The organism is Pseudomonas sp. NPDC089395 (genome assembly GCF_044749525.1).
Taxonomy (GTDB): Bacteria; Pseudomonadota; Gammaproteobacteria; order Pseudomonadales; family Pseudomonadaceae; genus Aquipseudomonas.
The window spans coordinates 299,456-321,153 of sequence record NZ_JBIVID010000003.1; the positions used below are offsets into that span (position 1 = coordinate 299,456).

At 59.8% G+C, this 21,698-nt stretch carries 21 protein-coding genes; 13 read left to right on the top strand and 8 right to left on the bottom strand.

Annotated features, from left to right (window positions below; genetic code table 11):
- Positions 1-389: 389 nt before the first annotated feature.
- The gene (locus ACIPZG_RS09750; RefSeq protein ID WP_400712811.1) at positions 390-1,715 is read right to left on the bottom strand and encodes an MFS transporter; all 1,326 of its coding nucleotides are present in this window, start codon (positions 1,713-1,715) and stop codon (positions 390-392) included.
- 254 nt (positions 1,716-1,969) lie between these two features.
- Between ACIPZG_RS09750 and ACIPZG_RS09755 the strand changes: the two genes are divergently transcribed.
- The 11 genes from ACIPZG_RS09755 to ACIPZG_RS09805 all read left to right on the top strand — a co-directional run bounded on the left by ACIPZG_RS09755 (position 1,970) and on the right by ACIPZG_RS09805 (position 12,115).
- Positions 1,970-3,535, top strand: a complete 1,566-nt coding sequence (locus tag ACIPZG_RS09755) for a diguanylate cyclase (protein ID WP_400712814.1) — start codon at positions 1,970-1,972, stop codon at positions 3,533-3,535.
- A gap of 291 nt (positions 3,536-3,826) precedes the next feature.
- A complete protein-coding gene (gene napE, locus ACIPZG_RS09760; RefSeq protein WP_008095609.1) occupies positions 3,827-3,994 on the top strand; it encodes a periplasmic nitrate reductase, NapE protein in 168 nt (55 codons plus the stop codon).
- A gap of 33 nt (positions 3,995-4,027) precedes the next feature.
- On the top strand, positions 4,028-4,288 hold the full coding sequence (locus tag ACIPZG_RS09765; protein ID WP_400712817.1) for a chaperone NapD: 261 nt from the start codon (positions 4,028-4,030) through the stop codon (positions 4,286-4,288).
- A complete protein-coding gene (gene napA, locus ACIPZG_RS09770) occupies positions 4,285-6,789 on the top strand; it encodes a nitrate reductase catalytic subunit NapA (RefSeq protein ID WP_400712820.1) in 2,505 nt (834 codons plus the stop codon). Before ACIPZG_RS09765 ends, napA begins: the two co-directional genes overlap by 4 nt.
- A gap of 11 nt (positions 6,790-6,800) precedes the next feature.
- Positions 6,801-7,286 carry a nitrate reductase cytochrome c-type subunit gene (locus ACIPZG_RS09775; protein ID WP_008095613.1) on the top strand — a complete coding sequence of 162 codons (486 nt, stop codon included), beginning with the start codon at positions 6,801-6,803 and terminating at the stop codon, positions 7,284-7,286.
- A 9-nt stretch (positions 7,287-7,295) separates the two neighbouring features.
- Positions 7,296-7,892, top strand: coding sequence for a cytochrome c3 family protein (locus ACIPZG_RS09780; RefSeq protein WP_008095615.1), 597 nt, complete (start codon positions 7,296-7,298; stop codon positions 7,890-7,892).
- A 160-nt stretch (positions 7,893-8,052) separates the two neighbouring features.
- Complete coding sequence (locus tag ACIPZG_RS09785; RefSeq protein ID WP_400712823.1) at positions 8,053-8,778, top strand: IclR family transcriptional regulator; 726 nt, start codon at positions 8,053-8,055, stop codon at positions 8,776-8,778.
- 20 nt (positions 8,779-8,798) lie between these two features.
- Positions 8,799-9,737: a formimidoylglutamase gene (hutG, locus tag ACIPZG_RS09790; protein WP_400712826.1), complete on the top strand. Its 939-nt coding sequence runs from the start codon at positions 8,799-8,801 to the stop codon at positions 9,735-9,737.
- Positions 9,738-9,782: 45 nt separating this feature from the next.
- Positions 9,783-10,991: a sodium/glutamate symporter gene (gltS, locus tag ACIPZG_RS09795; RefSeq protein WP_400712829.1), complete on the top strand. Its 1,209-nt coding sequence runs from the start codon at positions 9,783-9,785 to the stop codon at positions 10,989-10,991.
- A gap of 283 nt (positions 10,992-11,274) precedes the next feature.
- Positions 11,275-11,652, top strand: a complete 378-nt coding sequence (locus ACIPZG_RS09800) for a transporter substrate-binding domain-containing protein (RefSeq protein ID WP_400712832.1) — start codon at positions 11,275-11,277, stop codon at positions 11,650-11,652.
- A 73-nt stretch (positions 11,653-11,725) separates the two neighbouring features.
- Positions 11,726-12,115 carry a transglycosylase SLT domain-containing protein gene (locus tag ACIPZG_RS09805; protein ID WP_400712835.1) on the top strand — a complete coding sequence of 130 codons (390 nt, stop codon included), beginning with the start codon at positions 11,726-11,728 and terminating at the stop codon, positions 12,113-12,115.
- A gap of 203 nt (positions 12,116-12,318) precedes the next feature.
- Here the strand turns inward: ACIPZG_RS09805 and ACIPZG_RS09810 are convergent, their stop codons facing one another.
- The gene (locus ACIPZG_RS09810) at positions 12,319-12,816 is read right to left on the bottom strand and encodes an HIT family protein (protein ID WP_400713300.1); all 498 of its coding nucleotides are present in this window, start codon (positions 12,814-12,816) and stop codon (positions 12,319-12,321) included.
- 246 nt (positions 12,817-13,062) lie between these two features.
- On the opposite strand from ACIPZG_RS09810, the gene ACIPZG_RS09815 reads away from it, so the two are divergent.
- Both ACIPZG_RS09815 and ACIPZG_RS09820 read left to right on the top strand, forming a co-directional pair.
- Positions 13,063-13,890 (top strand): hypothetical protein, encoded by an 828-nt coding sequence (locus ACIPZG_RS09815; protein WP_400712838.1) that lies wholly within the window; start codon positions 13,063-13,065, stop codon positions 13,888-13,890.
- Positions 13,891-13,892: 2 nt separating this feature from the next.
- Positions 13,893-14,249 carry a hypothetical protein gene (locus tag ACIPZG_RS09820; RefSeq protein WP_400712841.1) on the top strand — a complete coding sequence of 119 codons (357 nt, stop codon included), beginning with the start codon at positions 13,893-13,895 and terminating at the stop codon, positions 14,247-14,249.
- On the opposite strand, the gene ACIPZG_RS09825 is transcribed toward ACIPZG_RS09820, so the two are convergent.
- The 6 genes from ACIPZG_RS09825 to ACIPZG_RS09850 form a co-directional block, all read right to left on the bottom strand.
- The gene (locus ACIPZG_RS09825; protein ID WP_400712844.1) at positions 14,227-14,757 is read right to left on the bottom strand and encodes a hypothetical protein; all 531 of its coding nucleotides are present in this window, start codon (positions 14,755-14,757) and stop codon (positions 14,227-14,229) included. The genes ACIPZG_RS09820 and ACIPZG_RS09825 overlap by 23 nt on opposite strands.
- Positions 14,758-14,805: 48 nt before the next feature.
- Positions 14,806-15,618 (bottom strand): transporter, encoded by an 813-nt coding sequence (locus tag ACIPZG_RS09830; RefSeq protein ID WP_400712847.1) that lies wholly within the window; start codon positions 15,616-15,618, stop codon positions 14,806-14,808.
- Between the two features lie 97 nt (positions 15,619-15,715).
- The gene (locus ACIPZG_RS09835; protein WP_400712850.1) at positions 15,716-17,011 is read right to left on the bottom strand and encodes a DUF1254 domain-containing protein; all 1,296 of its coding nucleotides are present in this window, start codon (positions 17,009-17,011) and stop codon (positions 15,716-15,718) included.
- 63 nt (positions 17,012-17,074) lie between these two features.
- Entirely contained in the window at positions 17,075-18,535 is a 1,461-nt protein-coding gene (locus tag ACIPZG_RS09840) for a DUF1254 domain-containing protein (RefSeq protein ID WP_400712853.1), read from the bottom strand.
- A 294-nt stretch (positions 18,536-18,829) separates the two neighbouring features.
- Positions 18,830-20,317 (bottom strand): DUF1254 domain-containing protein, encoded by a 1,488-nt coding sequence (locus tag ACIPZG_RS09845; protein ID WP_400712856.1) that lies wholly within the window; start codon positions 20,315-20,317, stop codon positions 18,830-18,832.
- A 43-nt stretch (positions 20,318-20,360) separates the two neighbouring features.
- On the bottom strand, positions 20,361-21,698 hold the full coding sequence (locus tag ACIPZG_RS09850) for a DUF1254 domain-containing protein (RefSeq protein WP_400712859.1): 1,338 nt from the start codon (positions 21,696-21,698) through the stop codon (positions 20,361-20,363).

The window sequence follows — 21,698 nt, forward strand, 5'->3', positions numbered from 1 at the left end:
TAGAAACCAGGTGCTGAGTTTCCACAAGGTTCGTTAGAGCAGCAGCGCACGCGTCGACGCCGCCGGAGCAGATGGGCTCGGCGTGAGGCGGTGGGGGGTGTGCTGGGAAAACGGAACCGCGGCGAATGCAGTGATTCGCGCAGGGGGCTCGGAGGGGGCGAGCAGGTAGGGGTAATGCATGGCTTTAGCCTGTCGCAATACGCAGCGGCGATTACCGGTGTCGTAGGCGTCGGCTAATGTAACCAGGAAAGCCTGATTTTGTATACGAAAAATTGGGGTGTTGCTACCAGGTGCTTGGCTTAGGTATTGGGGTGGGGCGTAAATCGAGCGCCGCGCGGGCGGCGCTCGATCTCACGGACAACAAAACTCGCCCGACAAGCCCCCTGCACCTACACCGCTTCGAGCCTGCGCGGCGCCATGAAGTACAACCACACCAGCGCAACGAAATACACCGTCGGGATCAGCGTGAACAGCACCGCATAATTGTTGTGAGTAAGGGTCAGCACGCTGCCGACGATCTGCGTCATGAACATCCCGCCAATGGCCGCGCACATGCTGCCAAAGCCGAACACGGTACTCACCAGGTGCTTGGGCGTGTAGTCCATCAGCAGGCTCCAGATGTTCGCCGTCCAGGCCTGGTGCGCGCCGACCGCCACGGCAATGGCCAGTACCGCCAGCCACAAGCCGCTGGCATGCGCGGCGAAGGTCACGCTGACGATGGTGCAGGCAAACAGCAGCATCGACACCAGCCGTGCACGGGTGGCGCGCATGCCGCGGCCGATCAGCCACGACGAGAGAATGCCACCGCCGATGCTGCCGACATCCGCCGTCAGCCAGATCAGGATCAGCGGGATGCCCATCTGGGTGACGCTGATGCCAAGGTTGTACTGCTGGTTGAGAAACGGGGGCAGCCAGTACAGGTAGAACCAGAACACCGGTGCGGTAATCGCGAACGCCAAGGCGAAAGCCCAGGTGCCGCGCATGCGCAGGATATGGCTGAACGGCACACGCACCGCCTCAGGCTCGACCTCCTGCTGGATGTAGTCGAGCTCGCTCTGGCGCACGTGGGGGTGCTCCTCGGGGTTGAAGTACTTAAGGCCCCACAGCACCACCCAGGCCAGGCCCAGGCAGCCCATGGCGATAAAGGCCGCTTGCCAGCCCCAGGCGGCCAGGATCACCGGCAGCAGGGCCGGGGTGATCATGGCGCCGACGTTGGTGCCGGCGTTGAACAGCCCGGTGGCGATGGCCCGTTCACCGGCCGGGAACCATAGCCGCGTGGTCTTGACGCAGGCGGGGTAGTTGGCCGCCTCGGTCAGGCCGAGGATGAAGCGGCAGACCATGAAGCCTGCGGCCGAGGTGGCCAGCCCATGGGCACCGGTGGCCAAGCTCCAGAGCAGCACCGCGACGAAGAACGCGCGCTTCACGCCGACCTTGTCGATCAGCCGGCCCTGCAGCAGGAAGCCGATGGCGTAGCCCACCTGGAACCAGAAGTTGATGTTGGCGTAGTCCATCGACGTCCAGCTCATGTCCTTGGCCAGGATCGGCTGCATGATGCCGAGTGCGGCACGGTCGATGTAGTTCAGGGTGGTGGCGAAGAACACCAGGGCGAGCATGCCCCAGCGCGTCTTGCCCACGGCGAACGCGCCGCGAATCTTGCTGCCGATGGAGCCCTGGGGCAGGGGCGGCAGGGTGGTGTCGATCTTCGAAGGCGTCATGAGCTTGTTTCTTGAAATTGTAAGGAGCGGCTGATAGCTGCGGCCAGGTTCAGGGCAGAAAGGCACGCAAGACAAGGGAATGGTGAGCAGCGCGGGCTGGGCCGTCAATGCAAGGTTGCAGGCTACTGTTCGATAATCGAACACATGCAGCGGTCGTCGGGCAACATCGGGTAATTAGCGCTAGCAGGCCGCCCTCGATGCCTGGCCGAGCTAGCCTGAAGAGCGTTACTTCGGCGACTCTTTCGGGATGTGACATGAAGCGCTTTTGGCCCCAGTTGCTTGATCTGCGAGCACTTGTGTTGCTTTTTGTGCTGTTGTCGGTGCTCGCCACCGTGTGCAACAGCCTCATCGTCGCCTATCGCATCCAGCGCGATGCCCTGATCGATTCCACCCTCGAAGCCAACCGAGCGTACGCCGCCAAGGTCGCTTCAAGCATTGAAGCCTTCCTTCATTCGGCGCAGCGGCGCATGAAATACAGTGCCCTGATCCTGGCCGAGCATTGGGATGATCCCGCTGCGCTGCGGGCAGAGGCCAATCGCCTGAGGGATCAGGACTTGGACCTCAACGCGGTTGCCATCGTCGGGCCCAGCGGCAGGGTGTTGCAAACGGCGCCGCAGGTGTTGCGCAGTGGTCATGACGCCACGCTGGACTCAGCGCTCATGGAACAGACACTGCAAGCGCGCAAGCCTATGATCAGTTCGGCCTATATCTCCCGCTCCGGCCATCTGGTGCTGTTCATCTCGCAACCTGTCACCCGTGCCTCGGGCGAATTTATCGGGGTGATCGGCAGCTCCATCTATCTTGAGCAGCAGAGCGCCTTGCATACGCTGATCAGTAGCCACTTTCACCATGAGGGCACCTTGGTGTTCGTCGTCGATGGCAACCGGCGTGTGCTGTATCACCCGAACCAACGGCAAATCGGCGAGATCTTCACGCCCAGCCCGGCGGTGGATCAGGCGCTGCGGGGTGAGTACGGCGCCATACAGATGGCAGACCACAACCAGGAGCAGATGCTGGCAGGCTTCGCGCCGGTGGCGGGCACCGGACTGGCCGTTATCGCCGAGCAGCCACGTGAGCGCACCCTGGCGCCCTTGGCCGAACTGATGGGGCAGACGCTGCTCGGCATGCTGCCGGCAGGCATCATCGGGTTGGGGCTGATTCTGGCAGGTACCAACCTGATCGTGCGGCCACTGCGCCAGCTGTCGATCACCGCCATGCAGTTGACCGCGCCTCAGGCCGAGTCGCAATTGCTCAATGTGCAGGCCTGGTACCGCGATGCGGCGGCGATCCGCCGAGCGCTGCTCAGCGGTGTCAGGCTCTTGCAGCAGACCCTCGGCCGTCTCCACCAAGAAGCGCAGAGCGATGCCTTGACCGGCCTGGCCAATCGCAGGGCGATGACCACCTTCCTGGACCTGTTGACCCAGACCGAACAGCCCTATGCGGTACTGGCCCTGGACATCGATCACTTCAAGCGGGTGAACGATGTGTTTGGCCACGACGTTGGCGACCTGGTGCTCAAGCACGTGGCCGATATCCTGAAGATCAATTCAAGGTCAAGCGACCTTGTGTGCCGGTACGGGGGAGAGGAGTTCATCGTGATCATGCCCGATAGCCCCATCGCCATCGCCGAAACCATCGCGCAGCGGATCAGGGAAAACGTGGCGACCAGCCAGACACCCGCGGTGGGCAGGCTGACCCTTTCGGTAGGTGTGGCCTGCATGGACGATCAGACACCGACCGCCGATGCGGTCTTGAAACTGGCCGACGAACGCCTCTATCGGGCCAAGCAGCAGGGGCGCAACAGGGTGGTTGCGTGCTGACAGTGGGTGATGGCCAGTAACGGGCACTTTTCGGACACGTTGCAGCACATCGCTAATAAATTGTATTGATCCAATAACTTAATTACCGAACACCTATATAAGGTCGAACTCTGTCAGCAGCCGACGTGAAAGAAAAAGTTATCGACTCTAAAACTGAAGCGACATCGGAGTGATTTTCAATTTCAAATCCCCTGATGATATCCGGGACTTGGTCACCGCCATTGGTCGTGACAAGCGCGCGAACTAACAACCTGATCTAGTCTTCAGGCAAGTTTGCCTGGAGTTTGATCCATGCCCACTGACCCAGCGCCAAAAAGCGAGCGCGGCAAGGAAACCCGCCTGTTCCTCTTTCTTGTCGCCTTCCTCTTTCCATTGCTATCGGTGGTTATCGTCGGTGGCTACGGTTTCATCATCTGGTTTTCGCAAATGCTGTTGGGGCCTCCCGGGCCGCCCAACTGATGACACCTGTCTGACATCCATTGGAGCCTGCGCATGGATGAGCCCCTGCATATCGCAAGCCTTCTGGTCCACGCCCGCCCCGAGCTGTTCGCCGCGGTAAAAGCCAACCTGCGCTTGTTGCCAGGCCTGGAACTGCATCAGGAAAGTCCCGTTGGAAAACTGGTGGTGGTGCTTGAAGCCGAGCACGAAAGCCAGATTCTTCAATGCATCGAACAGATCAGCAACATTCCAGGTGTACTCAATGCCGCGCTGGTCTATCACGAACTCCTCGACCCTGCAGGAGACATCGAATGAGCCTGACTCGCCGGGAATTCGCCAAGGTCCATGCCGCCGCCATTGCCGCCGCCGCTGCCGGCCTGCCGATATTCAGCAGCGCCAGTAACCTGGTGACCGAAGCGGACATGGTTACCCTGGACTGGAACAAGGCACCCTGTCGCTTCTGCGGCACCGGTTGCAGCGTCATGGTCGCGACGCGGGACAACCGCGTAGTCGCCACCCACGGCGATATCAAGGCCGAGGTCAACCGTGGCCTGAACTGCGTCAAGGGTTACTTCCTGTCGAAGATCATGTATGGCGTCGACCGCCTGACCCAGCCGCTGCTGCGCATGAAGAACGGTCAATACGACAAGCAGGGCGAATTCCAGGCGATCAGTTGGGATCAGGCCTTCGACATCATGGCGCAGAAGTACAAGGAGGCCTTGAAGAACAAAGGCCCCGAATCCATCGGCATGTTCGGCTCGGGGCAATGGACGGTGTGGGAAGGGTACGCCGCCAACAAGCTGATGAAGGGCGGCTTTCGCAGCAACAACATCGATCCCAATGCGCGCCACTGCATGGCCTCGGCGGTGATGGGCTTCATGCGCACCTTTGGCGCGGACGAGCCGATGGGCTGCTACGACGACATCGAAGCCACCGATGCCTTCGTGCTCTGGGGCTCGAACATGGCCGAGATGCACCCGATCCTCTGGACCCGGGTCACCGATCGGCGCCTGAGCCAGCCTCACGTCAAGGTGGCGGTGCTGTCCACCTTCGAGCATCGCAGCTTCGAGCTGGCCGACATCCCCATGGTGTTCAAGCCGCAAACCGATCTGCTGATCCTCAACTACATCGCCAACCACATCATCGAAAGCGGTGCGGTGAACCAGGACTTCATTGGCAAGCACACGCGCTTCGCCCAGGGTGCCGACGACATCGGCTACGGGCTGCGCCCGGACAATCCGTTGGAAACCCGCGCCAAGAACGCCGACAAGGCCAACACCTGGAGCGATATCTCGTTTGATCAGTTCGCGGCGTTCGTCAAACCCTACACCCTCGAGCGCGCCGCGAAGGAAAGCGGAGTGCCCGCCGAACGGCTCAAGGCCCTGGCCGAACTGTATGCCGACCCCAAGCGCAAGGTCGTATCGTTCTGGACCATGGGCTTCAACCAGCACACCCGGGGGGTGTGGGCCAACAACCTGATCTACAACATCCACCTGCTCACGGGCAAGATCAGCGAACCGGGCAACAGTCCCTTTTCACTGACCGGGCAACCCTCGGCCTGCGGTACCGCTCGCGAGGTCGGGACCTTCTCGCACCGCCTGCCTGCCGATATGGTCGTGACCAATCCCAAGCACCGGGCCACCGCTGAAGCGATCTGGAAGCTGCCGGCCGGCACGGTCCAGGAGAAGGTCGGTTTTCACGCCGTGCAGCAGAGCCGCATGCTCAAGGACGGTGTCCTCAACGTCTATTGGACCCAGGCCAGCAACAACATGCATGCCGGTCCCAACATCATGCAAGAGGTGCTGCCTGGCTGGCGCAAGCCCGAGAACTTCGTGATCGTTTCCGACGTATACCCCACCGTCTCTGCCCAGGCGGCCGACCTCATCCTGCCGAGCGCCATGTGGGTAGAGAAGGAGGGCGCCTACGGCAATGCCGAACGGCGTACCCAGTTCTGGCATCAACTGGTGAGTGCGCCGGGGGATGCCAAGTCGGACCTGTGGCAGCTGATGGAATTCTCCAAGCGCTTTACCACCGACGAAGTCTGGCCTGCCGAGCTTCTGGCCAAGGCGCCCGAACTCAAAGGCAAGACGCTGTACGAGGTGTTGTACAAGAACGGGCAGGTCGACCAGTTCCCTGTCGAGCAGATGGAAGCCGGTTACAAGAATGACGAAGCCAAGGCCTTCGGCTTCTACGTGCAAAAAGGCCTGTTCGAGGAATACGCCCGCTTTGGCCGCGGCCACGGCCATGACCTGGCCGATTTCGACCGCTACCACAGCGAGCGCGGGCTGCGCTGGCCCGTGGTCGATGGCAAGGAAACTCGCTGGCGCTACCGCGAAGGGCTCGATCCTTATGTCGAGAAAGGCAGTGCTGTGCAGTTCTACGGCTACCCCGACAAGAAGGCGATCATTTTCGCCTTGCCTTATGAGCCGCCTGCCGAAGCCCCGGATGCCGATTATCCGTTCTGGTTGAGCACCGGCCGGGTGCTGGAGCACTGGCATACCGGCACCATGACCCAACGCGTCGAAGAGCTGTACAAGGCCGTGCCCGATGCCCTGGTGTACATGCACCCCGAGGATGCCAAGGCGATGAACGCGCGACGTGGCAGTGAAGTGAAGCTGATCAGCCGGCGCGGTGAGATCCGTGCACGCATCGAAACCCGGGGCCGCAACAAGCCGCCGCGCGGTCTGGTGTTTGTGCCGTTCTTCGATGCCAACAAACTGATCAACAAGGTCACCCTCGATGCGACCGACCCGATCTCCAAGCAGACCGACTACAAGAAGTGCGCGATCCGCATCGAGTTGATCAGCATGGCCTGAGGAGACCCATCATGCCTTTTCGAATGCTGCCCCTGTTCCTGCTGGCCGCGATTGGCCTGGCGCTGGCCGCCGAGGTCGATTATCCCCTCGATGCGCCGGGGCCTGACGGGCGTCGGCCTGGCGGTACCTTGACGCAAAGCATGCCGGCCCCGGCCATTGCCAACGACGAGAACCGCGACATCAAGCGTGAACGCAACTACCCCGACCAGCCGCCGACCATTCCCCATGCCATTCGCGGCTATCAGATCGACATGAATGGCAACAAGTGCCTGGCGTGTCACAGCCGGGCCAATAGCGCGAAGAGCCAGGCGACGGCCATCAGCATCACCCACTACATGGACCGCGATGGCCAGGCCCTGGCAGCGGTGTCGCCACGGCGTTATTTCTGCAACCAGTGCCATGTCGTGCAAAAAGAAGTGCAGCCGCTGGTGGGCAATAGCTTCGAGACCATCGACAAGATCCTGCAAGACGACGCCAACGCTGCGCGCAAACCCTGAGGAGGCGCCATGAAAACACTGATTGCCCTGCTCAAGGACTATTGGGGCATCCTGCGTCGTCCCAGTGTGTATTTCAGCCTGGGCTTTCTGACGCTTGGCGGGTTCATTGCCGGGATCATTTTCTGGGGGGGCTTCAACACGGCACTCGAACTGACCAACACCGAGAAGTTCTGTACCTCGTGCCACGAGATGCGTGACAACGTGTTCGTCGAACTTCAGGAAACCATCCACTACACCAACCGTTCCGGTGTGCGCGCCAGTTGCCCGGACTGCCATGTGCCCCATGAATGGACGCACAAGATCGCGCGCAAGATGCAGGCCTCCAAGGAGGTCTGGGGCAAGCTCTTCGGCACCATCGATACCCGCGAAAAATTTGTCGCTCACCGCCGCGAACTGGCCGAACACGAGTGGGCACGGCTCAAGGCCAACGACTCGCGCGAGTGCCGCAATTGTCACAACTTCCAGTTCATGGATTTCACCCGCCAGAGTAAACGCGCCGCCGCCATGCATTCCACCTCCCTGGCCAGCGGCGAGGCTACCTGTATCGATTGCCACAAGGGCATCGCGCACAAGCTGCCGGACATGACGGGGGTGAAGGGCTGGTAGTCACCCCGCACCCCCACGACGCTGTCTGAAAGCGGGCTTGTTTCGCGAATGGGCACCGGTCGTCTCCTATCTCGTCTTTATGGACAAAATTTCCCACTCCATGGGAATCCTGTTTCACCCTTTGAGAAAACCCTGTGCACCATGTTCGCAAGGAGCACACATGAACTACACCAGCCCCACCGATCGCTTATTGCAGATTCTGGTCGCCCTCGGGCAGGCCGATGAGGCGGTGGCGGCCAAGGAATTGAGTCTGCAACTGGCCCAACCCTTGAGCAGCACCTACCGGCACCTGAAGACCTTGCTGCGCTGGGGCCTTGCCGAAGACAACGGCTACGGCCGTTACCTGCCAGGGCCTGCCTGCCTGCAGTTGGCGAAAAAGTTCGACCGCCAGGCGCTGTTGGTCTCGCAGGCGCTGCCGGAGCTCAAACGCCTGGCCGAGTTGAGTCGCGAGAGTGTCGCCTTGATGGTGCCGAGCAATGGCCAGGCCATTTGCATCGAGATGATCGACAGTCCGCAGCCGCTGCGCTGCTGCTATCAGAAAGGCTTGGCCCAGCCCCTGCTGGTGGGTGCTTCGGCGCGGGTGCTGCTGGCGCACATGGAGCCCGAGCGCAGTCAGGCGTTCCTCCACGATCAGGGGGTGGATGCCGAAGGCATTGCCGAATACGAGCACAGTTTCATCGCCATCCGCGCCCAAGGGTTTGCGGTCAGCCTGAGCGAAATCGACGACGGCGTCTGGGGCGTCAGCGCACCGGTACTCGACAGCCGCAACCGGCTGCATGGCGCAATCAGCCTGATGGCCCCGGCCTTTCGTGCACAGAAGAACAGCGAGCGGCTGACCCACTGGACCTGTGAGGTCGCTTTGCGCGTTGGTGCGCGGCTGGACTGAATCACACCTGGAGTTTCTGCATGACAGACAATTTTTCCGTGCCGCCATGGCAGGGGCGTATCGACGCGGGCGAGGGCGCCTCGGCGCTACGCTGGCACCAATGGGTGCAGCCTTTCGCTGATCGGCAGGCACCCGGCACAGCCCTGGTGGGCCTGGCCTGCGATGAAGGCGTGAGCCGCAATCAGGGCCGCACGGGCGCCCGTCTTGGGCCGCCCGTCTTGCGCAAGGCGCTGGCCAACCTGGCTTGGCGCGGCGAGCGGCCGGTCTATGACAGCGGCGATGTCGCCTGCGAAGGCACTGACCTTGAAGGCGCCCAATGGGCTTATGCCCAGCGTGTGGCGTTGCTGCTGGAGCAGGGGCATTTGCCCCTGGGCGTGGGCGGCGGGCATGAAATCGCCTATGCAAGCTTCCTGGGCCTGGCCCAGCACCTGCGGCGTCTGGAAGAACATCCGCGCATCGGCATTCTCAACTTCGATGCCCACTTCGACCTTCGCCACGCCGAGCAAAGCAGCTCCGGCACGCCGTTTCGACAGATCGCCGAATACTGCGAGCAGGTCGGTATGGCCTTCGACTACTGCTGCCTCGGCGTGAGCGAGCTGAACAACACCCAGGCGTTGTTCGAACAGGCGCAGCGCCTGAATGTGCGCTATCGCCTCGATCGGCAGATGCAGCCGTGGAACATCGCGGCTATCGAGGCTTATGTCGATGAGTTCCTGGCGGGCATCGATCATTTGTACATGACGATCTGCCTCGATGTGCTCCCGGCCAGCCAGGCCCCTGGCGTCAGCGCGCCTTCGGCCCACGGTGTCGACCTGATGGTGGTCGAGCACCTGGTTCGGCGCGCCAAGGCAAGCGGCAAGTTGCGCATGGCCGATGTGGCCGAGCTCAACCCAGCCCTCGATCAGGACTTGCGCACTGCAAAGATCGGCGCGCGGCTGCTGGCAAGCCTGGTCGACTGAAAAACCCCTTTATCTGTCCCAGTACAAAAACAAGAGTATTACCCCATGCTTACCTTGCAACTTGACGCATTGACCACTGTTGCCCTGGCGCTATTGCTGCTGGCCATGGGCGCACAACTGAAAAAGCACAGCCATTGGTTGCGCCAACTCTGTGTACCTGCCCCGGTGATCGGTGGCTTCGGCTTTGCCCTGGTGGTGTGGCTACTGCGCAATCTGCAGTGGCTGGACATCACCCTCGACACGGCCATGCAAACACCTTTGATGGTGATGTTCTTCACCACCGTCGGCCTTGGCGGCAGCCTTGGCCTGCTGCGCCAGGGCGGCAAGATCCTGTTCGTCTACCTGGGGGCTTGCTGGGGGTTGGCACTCTTGCAGAACCTGGTGGGTGTCGGCATGGCCAAGGCGTTGGGGATCGATCCGCTGTTGGGCATCATGGCCGGTGCAGTGTCGCTTGAAGGCGGCTTTGGCGCGGCCGCTGCGTTTGGCCCGATTGCCGAAAGCCTTGGCACCTCGGGTGCGACGACGGCGGCATTGGCTTCGGCCACCTTCGGCATGGTGGCCGGCGCCTTGCTGGGTAGCCCGGTGGCGCGTTTCTTGATCGACCGGAAGAAACTCGTGGTTCGGGCCGATAGCGCAGACACGCTGCAAGTGCTGGAAAAGGCCAATGAAGGTCCAGGCGTGGCCATCGACTCCAAGGTGCTGCTGCGTCTGCTGACCTGCATGCTGGTGATCATGGTGCTTGGTTTCTGGATCGGCGATGCCTTGAAGGCGCACCTGGGGATCGTCTTGCCGGTGTATGTCGGCGCCATGTTCGTGGCGATCATTGTGCGTAACTTCAACGACCGTGCCCAGTTGATCGAGATCCCGGACAACGCGGTCGGCACCTTGGGTGACATCAGCCTGGGCATGTTCCTGACCATGGCCATGATGAGCCTGAAGTTCTGGGAGTTGGAGCAACTTGGCCTGCCGTTGCTGGTGATTCTGGTGGTGCAGGTGCTGATCATGATGGCGTTGTGCGTATTCGTGCTGTTCCGCCTGTTCGGTGGCAACTACGATGCCGCCGTCCTGTGCGCCGGCTACATGGGCCATGGCCTGGGGGCGACGCCCAATGCGGTGGCCAACATGGGGGCCATCTGTGATCACTACAAAGTGTTCTCGTACAAGGCCTTTATCATCGTTCCGCTGTGTGGTGCGGTGCTGATCGACATCGTCGCCTTGCCGGTGATCACCTGGTTCATCAACGCGTTCAGTTGATCCCTCGGCCCATCGCCGGCAAGCTCGCGGCCGACGTCTTCCTGTGGGAGCCGACTTGCCGGCGATGAGGTTCTGCGGGAAGACTCGGGTGAGGATTTGAGCTATACCCTGATATGGCTAAACCCGGCGGGTGAATGTCATGAACATACTGCCAAACAGACTCCAGCATTTCCTCTTTTGCCTGTTGCTATCACTGCCTTTTTCCTTGAGCGCTGCGCCATCGGCTGAACTTCCGAGCGTCGAACTGACCCCGGCTGAAGAGGCGGAAGTTCAAAAGCTTGTCTTGCCGATACCCGAGAACTGGATCGGGGACTTCGAAGGCATGCGCGAGCGCCGCTTGATACGGGTGCTGGTGCCCTACAGCAAGACCTTCTTCGAGCTGGACCGCGGCCGCCAGCGGGGCCTGAGCTTTGAGTTGGGCAAGGGCCTGGAGGCTTGGCTGAACAAGACCCAGCCCTATCCGAAAAAGTCCATGCAATGGCGGGTGATGTTCATCCCCACGAGCCGTGACCAGTTGATGCCGAACCTGATCAAGGGCGTTGGCGATATTGCAGCCGGTGGCCTGACCATTACCGAAGAGCGTCTGAAGAACGTCGACTTTTCCGCCCCGTTTGCTGTAGACATCCTGGAGATAATGGTCACCGCGGCTTCGACCACCTGATGCTCATGGCCCAGGGTTTCCAGGAGTCGCAACTTGACCGGGGGGCCGCAGCCACCGAGGCGCGGTGGGCGTGATGCAGCTGTTGCCCACCACCGCGAAGGACCCCTCCGTCGGCATCGAGGGCATCGACAAAAGCGCCGACCGGAACATCGAGGCCGGTAGCAAATACATGCGCCTGCTCGCAGACAAGTACCTCGACGACCCGCAACTGACCCAGATGAATCGAACCTTGATGACCTTCGCCGCCTACAACGCAGGCCCTGGCAACCTGCGCAAGTTCCGTGCGCTGGCGGAAAAGTCGGGGCTCAACAAGAACGTCTGGTTCGGCAACGTCGAACAGGCCGCCGCCCAGGTGGTGGGCCGGGAAACCGTGGATTATGTGGGCAATATCTACAAGTACTACGTGGCCTACAAGTTGGTCGAAGAGAAAGCCGGGGGCAAATCGTCACCTTCTGCGCAATGATGGCAGTCATCGCCGGCAAGCCGGCTCCCACAGAAGTATCACCAGCCCCAGGCTTACTTGGTGCCTGTGGGAGCCGCGCTTGCCGGCGATGGGCCGCGAAGCGGCCCCAAGATCCAGATGTCTACTCTGGGTCGATAGCGGCCACGCTCGACTGATTGCTTTCGACCCAAAGCGGCCGGCCGCGAGGCCTGGCCTTATTCAGGTCAACCAGGCTGCTGAAAATCGAATGCGCTACGCAGGGTTGCAATAACGTGATCAACGCAGGGGCCTTGTACCGGTGGCGCCACAGGGCGCTCACAAAACTCTCGCCACACAAACAGTGTCAGTTCTGCGCCATCTGTTTGCGGCGGCGCACTGTCGATCGAACCGAAGGTTTCTAGCAGCCTGTACCTTTCGTCTGCCCAGAACAAGGCTTCTACCCAGGCATAGACCGGGATGAAATGGAAGTGAATGGAGTAACCGGCATCATGCCCACAGCGGCCGATGTACAAGCGTTTTGGCTGTAAATGATCATCGATGGTTTTCTGGACTCGCGCCTGCAAAACACCCGACTCCGCTTGCGCTTCGGTCGGTAGCGCAGCCAGGGAATTGGTCATCTGCTTTGCACTGAGCATCAAGTAGCCTGGCAACGCACTGTTTATGCGGTGATTGAGAACCCAGTACCTGGATTCATGGATGATGAAGCGAGACGGTATGTCCATGAGGCGGCCTTGAAGGATCCGGCGCAGGTTAGCATTGCGATAGACCAATGTCCGCTCCTGGCCGTTAGCAGCCCTCTGCAAGCGATCGCTCAACCCCTCGATCTCTGCCGGTCACAGCCATGAGGCGTTTGCTTATGCCCGGATCAAGCGGATTACACTCAATACCTTGGCGGCGCTAAACATCGACGGTGAATTGATCGCGTCGGTCCACAATTTCAAGCGACACCTCGCCACTGGCGGTGGCTCATGAAGCTCATACTCTCGCGTAAAGGTTTCGACTCCACCGCCGGCGGAGTGCCCAGCCCGCTCGTGGAGGGGAGACCAGTCTCGCTCCCCATCCCCACACGCATGCCGACGCCCATCACCTTCGGCGACCTGACCGAACCGACCCCGACCCTCATCGAACAGTTAACCCGAGGCCGCCACACGAGAGCTACTCCGTGCCACCTCGATCCAGACCTTGATCCCAACCTACGCCCTCGCGCGCCCGGATGGCGTGGCGCGCTCGGTCAGCTTGCCGCAGCTCAGAGTCATCTCGCCGGTCAAGGCGTCGGTGTCGGCGATTTGTTCCTTTTCTGGGGGCTATTCCGGCCGGTGAGGCAAATCCAAGGCTGCTGGTCATACCAGGGGCAACGAGAGCATCGTGTATTTGGATGGCTGCAAATCGGAGAGGTCTTCTCTCTGGGTTTCGATGGAACACACGCAGCTGAGCGCTACCCTTGGCTCGAAGAACACCCGCACACCAGGCCCGGCTGGAAGGAAAACAACACGCTTTACATTGCTGCTGACCGTCTGGTCCTGGACGGTCGCGTAGCCCAACTCCCGGGCTTCGGCCTGTTCAAGACGGGCTTTCGACTGACCGAAAGTCATGCTCCACGTCCGTCCCTTTGGTCGGTACCGGATTGGTTGAACCCAACACGCGGCGGAGTCGGACTAACCTATCACCCATTGCAACGCTGGGCGTCGTCAGGGACCCTGGAGGCCGCAGCACGTGGTCAGGAGTTCGTCGCAGACATCACGAATCGTGCCGATGCGTTCTCCTGGCTTGATCAGCTTTTTGCGCAGGAGGCATGACGATGCGAGTCCACACGTATGTGATCGCCACGGACGCGGGCTCCGCGCCCAACTACGATCCGCCGGCCGTTACGCTGGCGGTCTGTAAGCCGCGCATCCGCAAGAAGGCGAAGGTCGGAGAACTCGTGCTCGCATTTGCAGGTGCGAAAGTTAATCCTACCTCCCGCCACAGCGTTGTCTGGACCGGCATTGTTTCTGAGATTCTGACCTTCTCCGAATACGATTCTCATGAGTCATTTGGGACTTTACAGGAAGTCATGCACGAATGGCTGCTTACGACCCAAAGCGGACTTTCAAGCATGGTCCGAAAATCCCTCTTGCACCAGCCTGCGGACCTTAGGCACCTTCCGCTGATTTAGCATGTTTTGGCGGCAGCGGACCAACAAACATCACTTTCAGTCGATCACGACCAATGACTCGTGCCAGTTCTGCGATGACGCAGTACATGAAAATCAGGGTCATGAGTAGGATCTGTATGGCCCAGAAGCGCGGCCAATTCATCGAGGACCACAGCAGGGAATTCGCGTCCATGAAGCTAGGCGCCTCCTTCCAGTAGTCGTAGAGCCGCTCCAGGTAATGCACCACAAGTGCGACCAAGGCATACATGAGGGTCTTCCAGCTGACATTCCATATCAGCGGCTTATCAGGGAAACGGTTGATAAAGGGCAACATGTCTGCCACCAGCACAGACTTTCCAAGCACCAGGGATGCGATCAGCACGGAGGCTGAAACGGGAAGGTCCACCCCTGACCCCTTGATCATGAGTGAGCGGATCAGGGCCACGATGTGGAGAATGATGAAGAAAAAAATGGTTGGGGGAAGCGCCTTCATGAATTCATGTTTGATCTTCAGCAGCACGGTATTCATTGTCGCTCCTTCAGAAATTGAAACGCTTAAGCTGACTGCGGTTATCAGTCAATGGGGAAACAGCAACGTTACCGCCATGCGGAATCCCCAGCCTTGAGGTCCTTCTCCTGATCGATCCAGCCAATACCTCGGGCCTGCCTGGATTGTCAGTGGCTGGCCGCTGATTTTCAGGAGTTGGGTGACTGTCAGGTTGATGGGTACGGACCACTCGCGTACTTGCCAATCATAGGTTGATTCGGAGTTGATACCGTACGTGGTGTGCGTCTTAGTGGTGTAGGAAAGAAAGGGTTGCAGGAAGGTCTGGTTAACCTTTTCCTTCTCATCCGGCGGGCTACCATCAAGGCCCCAGATGTGGTTGGCGAGTATGCCGCGGGTCCAGCCCTTTGATTGTTTGAGTGCCACTGCGGTGGGGCCCAGGCCCCATTGATCGTTACTAAGCAATTCATCACTGCCGGTTGGAATCAAAAAAGCCGGACCAGCGCCAAGAATCCAACCACTGTCGGTGGGTTTGCTGGGGGAGAAGAAAAAGCTTTGCGTGATATCCCCTGCACCCGATTTGTCCGCCGCGCCATTGGGGGACAAGCCATGCTGGTCGATGAGAGGGAGGATGGTACGTGAAATGAGGTTCCAGTCTTCGTTCAACTTGAAAGGCAGCACTGGCTGAATGTTGGTGACGCTGTGCATACCTTCACCGGTGGTCCCCATCTTCTGATCCCAGTTGTACTGCACGGGCAGGCTGTACATGGCCGCTACCGGGTTGAGCGCTGCCTTGGCCAATTCCGCCGAGTCTTCGGCATGTGCACTACCGGAATGTACGACAACCATCATGACTAACACGCACGTGAGATGAATTCGCTGCATGTGCTCTCTCTCTGCTGGTAGGTACTGAGTGCAGGCTCGATGGAGGTCACTCTCATTCCAAGAGTAACCTCCATCGGCAGGGCAGCATCCAGAAACGTCAGTTTGAGGTCACTTCGATGGGCGGGAACTTGTAGCCGCCGCCTTGCACTGCCTTACTTGGGCCATACAACCTCAGGACTATGTACGCATCCTTTTCCGGAATGGGCAGGTAGTTGGGGTTGCTCTCGTCACCCTTGGCGCTCAGCTCGATGGTGTATTCGCCATCGGCATCCGGCTTGAGGGTGCGGTCGCCGCGGCTGTGGCGGTTGATGGCGTTGTGAGCCATCAGGCGGTTATCCGAGCCGTACACGGTGAAGGACCAGAACTGGCTAACTTCAGGCGCCTTGAAGTGCATGGTGTAAGACTTGCCATTGGAGCCGTTGATCGGCTTGCCATCGGCAGCGGTCTCGGTGCGCAGGTAGATACTTTCATCGGGCGGCAGCCCCCACTGGCCAATGTACGTGCCCTCGGCAAACAGGTCACGGGGCCCGTCGCCCAGCTGCTCGCGGGTGCCCAGCAGTTTGCCGGCATCGGTCATCGACGGTGCGAGTTCCTTGATGTGCTTCATGCCCAGTTCTTCACCCTTTTTGGCAGCCGCCAGTTGCTCCTTGGTGAAGTTTTCCTTGCAGGGCTCCACGCCAACCGCCTTGTACTGGTCGAGCCATTTTTTGTCGGCCTGTCCCATGTTGCCATCACACAGCACGAAGTTGACCCTTTGCAACCAGTTGGTTTTGGCCGGGTCGGGGTAGGTGCGCTGCTTGGCTTTCGGTCCGGGCTCGCCCAGATAGGCCGAAAGCGTTCGAACGTTCCAGTCATCCATGTAGCCAAGGGCCTTTTTCTGGTCTTCCGGGCCCGTGGACATAATCCTGCCCATCAGTTTCACCAGGTTGGATTCGACACGGATCACTTCAGTGACACTGTCCGGCACTTCACCCTTCCACTGTGGCGAGGCGAACATGAAGTGGCCACCTTTCGTATCGCGGGTTCGCGAACCAATCATGGAGGTCGTGTAGTGGCCCATGTCCATGGTGTGCAGGATCCAGTAACGACCCTTTTCCATTTCCGGCACGCTGACGATCACCGGCTCGGCTGCGACATCTAGCCAGCCCATCAGGTGCAGGGTGTCGTTGTTGATGGTGGGGTGGTCGACGTAGGTGTCATCGGCCAGGTGGCGGATGTTCTGGAAGCGATTGAGGGGGGTGTTGGTCTTGACCGCCGTCTCATAGAAGAATTTGTAGGCCTCGTCCATGGAGTAACCATAGATGTAGGCGTCTTCAGCCAGCTTGTCGGGAATCTGTGCGAAGGCCGGCACGGCAAGTGAAAGCAGGGTAACTCCAAGCACCATGGGTTTCATCAAGTCTCCCTTGGGCCAGCGTGCCGGCCCTGTCGTTCTGTTTTCGAAGGCGGCAGACAGCACTCAGGGATTGACCCGTTCGAAGTCGGGCAATTTGAAAGTTTTGTTGTTGAACGCTTCGGTTGGCCCATAGAAGCGCATGGCCGGCAAGGGTCGTTTGCCCGATGTGGGAATCCAGTTGGCGTCCTCGCCTTGTGGAGCTTTTGGCCCTACATAGATGGTGACGCCGCCATCGGCATTTTTCTTCATCTTGTCGACGTCGAACGACGACAGCGTGGTGCGGTTGCTCTCGCTGTAGATGAACGAGAAGGTGGCGCGGTCATAGACCGTCAGCGCCCAGAACTGCTTGACCGGCATGTCCTTGGGCACATCGAGTTTGTAGAGCTGGCCAGCCTCCAGCGGTTTTCCGTCCTTGTCGGCCATCGCCATCTGGTAGGAAGTGGCTGGCGAGTCACTGAGCACCTTAGGCATGTAGGTGCACCAGAAGTACTCTGCTGCGCGCTCGAGCAGGTCGATGCGATCGTCGTAGATAAACTTGAACTCGCGATTGGCATCGGCCTGCAAGAGAGAGACGTAGTGCCGGTCTGGCCAGTACACGCGCTTGGACATCTCTGTGTCGAACCATTGCTGGAGGTAGAACCAGGCATCGATCGCGGCCTGATGCATCGCCCGTTTGGCGGTTTCGTCCGGTGCGAAGGGTCTGCCTTTAACGATGCCCAGGGACGACAACATACCCATCATGACTTTGTCGTGTTCACGCACCGGCTCGACGCTCATGATCGCGTGCATGTCCTCGAAGTGACGTTCGTCATAGAACGGCAGCGTCGGGTAGCGTTCATGAGCAGGGTCGATGAATTTCTGCTGGGGTGGTGACTTAGCTTCAGACAAGTAGTACATGCGCAGGCGCTTGGCGTAGGCGTAGGCATCCTTCGCGGTCTTACCCGCTGGCGGGACCGAGCGGAAGGCGAGGGCGATCCTGTAGTTCGGCGAGCTAACGTGGATGTAGCCCTTGGGAACTTCACCCTTGTAGTCAGGTGCCGTGAACAGATACTTGCCACCTTTGCCTTTGTCGAGCCCGGCTGGGCCGACATCGGCGATAGTGAGCTGCCAAGCATCCACTACCTGCCCGTAAAGGCTGCCATCAGCACCCGCGGTGGGTATCTCCAGGACCACAGGGCCTTTGCGCAGATCGGTGTAGGCGGCGATGTAGGGCGTGGTGCTGTTAGCGGTGATGGCTTCGAGTTGAGGGGTGGCGGTTGCGGAATAGGCAATGATGTCATTGTCTTTGTAGCCGAGATCCTTTTCAGCGGCACGACGGAACGAGTAGATGGCGATTGCCGGCATATTCCAAAGGATGGCTTCGAACGCACGCTGGTATTTGATCTGGTAGTCGAAGTCCTTGACCGAGGGCGCTGCGCCCTGTGGCGGTTGACCACCCAGAGGCTCGGTTGCCGCCTGGGAGGTGGCCATGGCACAGGTGGTGATCGCCGTGGCCAGCAGACAAGGCAGAAGGCGGGTGGTCATTCGAGTCATCAATCCATCTACGGCTCTCATCGGAAACTCCTGGAGGCAATCAATACATGCAATAGACCGCGAAGGTTGCAGCTAGATGTAAAGGCGTAAGTCGGGACCGAGTAGGCAGCCGAAGTCCGCGTCAGCTCTAGGTTGAGCTTGAAGCAGTGTAGATGAGGTTTCGGGAGGGATTGAGCGCCCGCCTTTGGCCGTTAGCTGTCCTCCTCGAAGGGCAGCTATCGACCCATAGCTGCCGTTGGATTGATTAGCTGGCGGACAGCTCAGATCCCCAGCTTAGCTTAGGCTTTACTTGACCTTCACCACGTCATCCGGTTTCCAAGTTTGGTCGTAGAAGGCGTCTTCGCTTCCATACAAACGCAATGCTACGAGGAAGTTGCGGCCCGGTATGGTCTGGATAAATGCTGCATCAGCCACGTCGGTCGGCTTATCGGGGCCAAACCAGATTTCCAGGGAACCGTCCGCCTGTTTGGGAATGTCGTAGTAGCCGTTGGTGGAGGGCAACAGTTGCTTGGTTTCGGGCATGGTGCCGTCGGTGATGTTGTACGCCGTCACTGCCCAGAACAACGCCGCGGGCGGGTTCGGCGGCAAGCGCAGTTTGTAGGTGCTGCCGCCTTCGAGGAACTTGCCATCCTTGTCGCGCCCGGTGAACGGGTACTTCGAGCCCGCTCCGGTGGTGTGCATCACCATGGCCGGTGCCGATGAATAAGCGAACTGGAAGAAGTTTGCGCGTTGGTTGACATCCAGGTAACTGTCCTGCATCCAGTCGTTGGTGCCGCCAGCCCAGGTATTCTCGTACTGGCGGTCCTTGTAATAGAGGTTGCGTTTGTCTTCGCGGCCCAGTTGGCGATTGGCCAGGATCATCTTCGGCGCGGTTTCGACGGCCTTCTTCAGCAGCTCGTCCTGCCGGGCCGTGGGCTTGAAGGGTTCGCCCTTGATGATGCCGATCGAGGCCAGCACACCGCGCAGCTCGGGGTCGATGGCTTCGACCGGCTCATAATCGACGAAGGCCTTGAGCTTGGTCCAGTAAGTGGTGTCAACCGGGTACATCATGTTCAGCGCCTTGCCGCTGGCGTCGGGGAATTGCATCGGTTTGACGTCTTTCTCCACGGTGAACAACGGGTAGACGCGGGTGGTTTCGGCATTGGCGACCGCCGGTGCCGGGTCAGGCTTGCCTTCGCCTTTGGCCATGACGGTACGGAAGAACAGGAAAACGTTGTAGGTGCGCGACTTGACCGCGAAGTAGCCGCCAGGCACGGGACCGTTGTAGTCCGGCGGCAACAGCAGATAGAGGCCGCCGCGTGCGCGGTCGGGGCCGACGGCGCCGACATCGGTCAGCGTGCGCTGGAAGAAGTCGGTGAACATGCCGATGACATTGGCAGGGGCCTTTACCACGAGCGGGCCGGTCTGCTTCAGGTCCAGGTAGCTCATGGAGTAGATCACGTCGGCGTTTGGCGTGGGCACCATGGTGCGGGCGTCCATGCGTTGCTTCCAGATCGGCAACACGTTGTAGCCGGCGCCGAAGGCAGCTTCCGAACCGTCTTTCATGCCAATGGTGTTGAGCGCCGGCAACATGGTCATGTAGGCGTGGATTGCGCGCTGGTAATACAGCTCATCGCGCAGGCTTTCTGCTTCTTTGGGCTCAAGCCAGTTGCCGTTGTTGATCTGCTGGATCAGCGGCGAGGCCGGTGCCTGATCCGCCGCGTGCACCATCGATAGGGTTGCCAGTGCAGCCGCCAGGGTGGACAGCGTAAATACCCGTCGAATGGAACTCATCAAACAGTCTCCTGAGCAAATGATAAGCGTCGCAACGCGAGGTTTACTTGATTTTCTTGATGACTGGCGGCTTCCAACGTGCATCGAGGATCGGTTCTTTGCCCCAGTACGCCCGGATATACAGTGAGATGGGCTCTTTAGGTGACGGGAGCCAGTTGTTCTCTTTGTCCTTGCCAGGGGATACCGGGCCGATGTAGACCGTCAGTGAGCCATCAGCATTGCGCTTGAGGTCTTTGTTCTTGGTTCCCAGCGAGTAACGATTGAGCGCATTGGCGCTGAAGAGGTGATGCTGGTTGTACAACGTCAGCGACCAGAAGCCCTGCACCGGCGGCTCTTCACCTTTGGCGAAGGTGACCTCGTAGCTGTGGGCGCCATTGAGTTGAGCACCGTTGCCATCGAAGTCGGTGTAGAAGTACTGAGTTTCGTTGGGGCGGTTGTCGAACATGTTCGACTTGGAGGTACCGGTGCGGTTGAAATAGTCCACGCCCCATTGGGCGTTGTTGGCCGAGCGGTTCCAGCCATTGCCCGCCGGGCGGCCGTTGTGCTTCCACTGGAAGAAGGGCGCGATCAGTTCCTTGTCGGCCAGCTTGGCTTCCTCTACCAGCAGCTTCTTGATGGCCGGGTCTTTTGCGGCAATAGCCATGAGTTGGCGGAACTGGGCATAGAGAGCTTCTTCGCCCGGCATCGGCGCGACGGTGTCCAGCACTTGCGGGAGTTGATCAAAGAACTTTTCCGGAATGACCCACTTAGTTTCACCCTGGCTGGCGCTGTCTGCATTGGGCACCGGGATGTCGGGTGTTTTCTTCCAGTCGATGATCTTCATCTTGCCGTCAAAATCTTTGAGCGGGTAGAAGACGACCTGATTGAGTTTTTCCTGCACAGCTGCGCGGTCGGCCTCCGTATCGTCCATGAACACGCGCGGTATGGTGTTGGCCAGCGCCGTAGGGCTGCGGATGATCGCTTCCACGCCGTCGGGCTTTTCGCCTTGCCAGTTCGGGCCCACCAGCAGGTAGAAACCAGGCTTGCTGGCATAGGGCTTCCCCAGTTCACCGAACTGATCGGTACGTTGGTCGTACATGGCGTACACCCAGAAGCGCTCGCCGAAGTCCGGCACCTGGGCGATCACGGGCTCGTCGTCCAGGGAGAAGAAGCCAAGACCGTACACCACATCCTGGTTGGGGCAGGTGACAAAGGTTTCAGCAGGGGTGATGTAATCGTGCAGCATGCCCAACTGACCGCGCGGCGCCGCTGGCAAGATGCCGCCCAGTAGCCCAGGGTGAGGCGCCTTCGTGATGCGCTCATAGCGGTTGATCATGTTGACCATCGGCCAGCCCCAGAGATAAGCCATGCGCGCGATGGTTTTCACGTATTCCGGATGCAT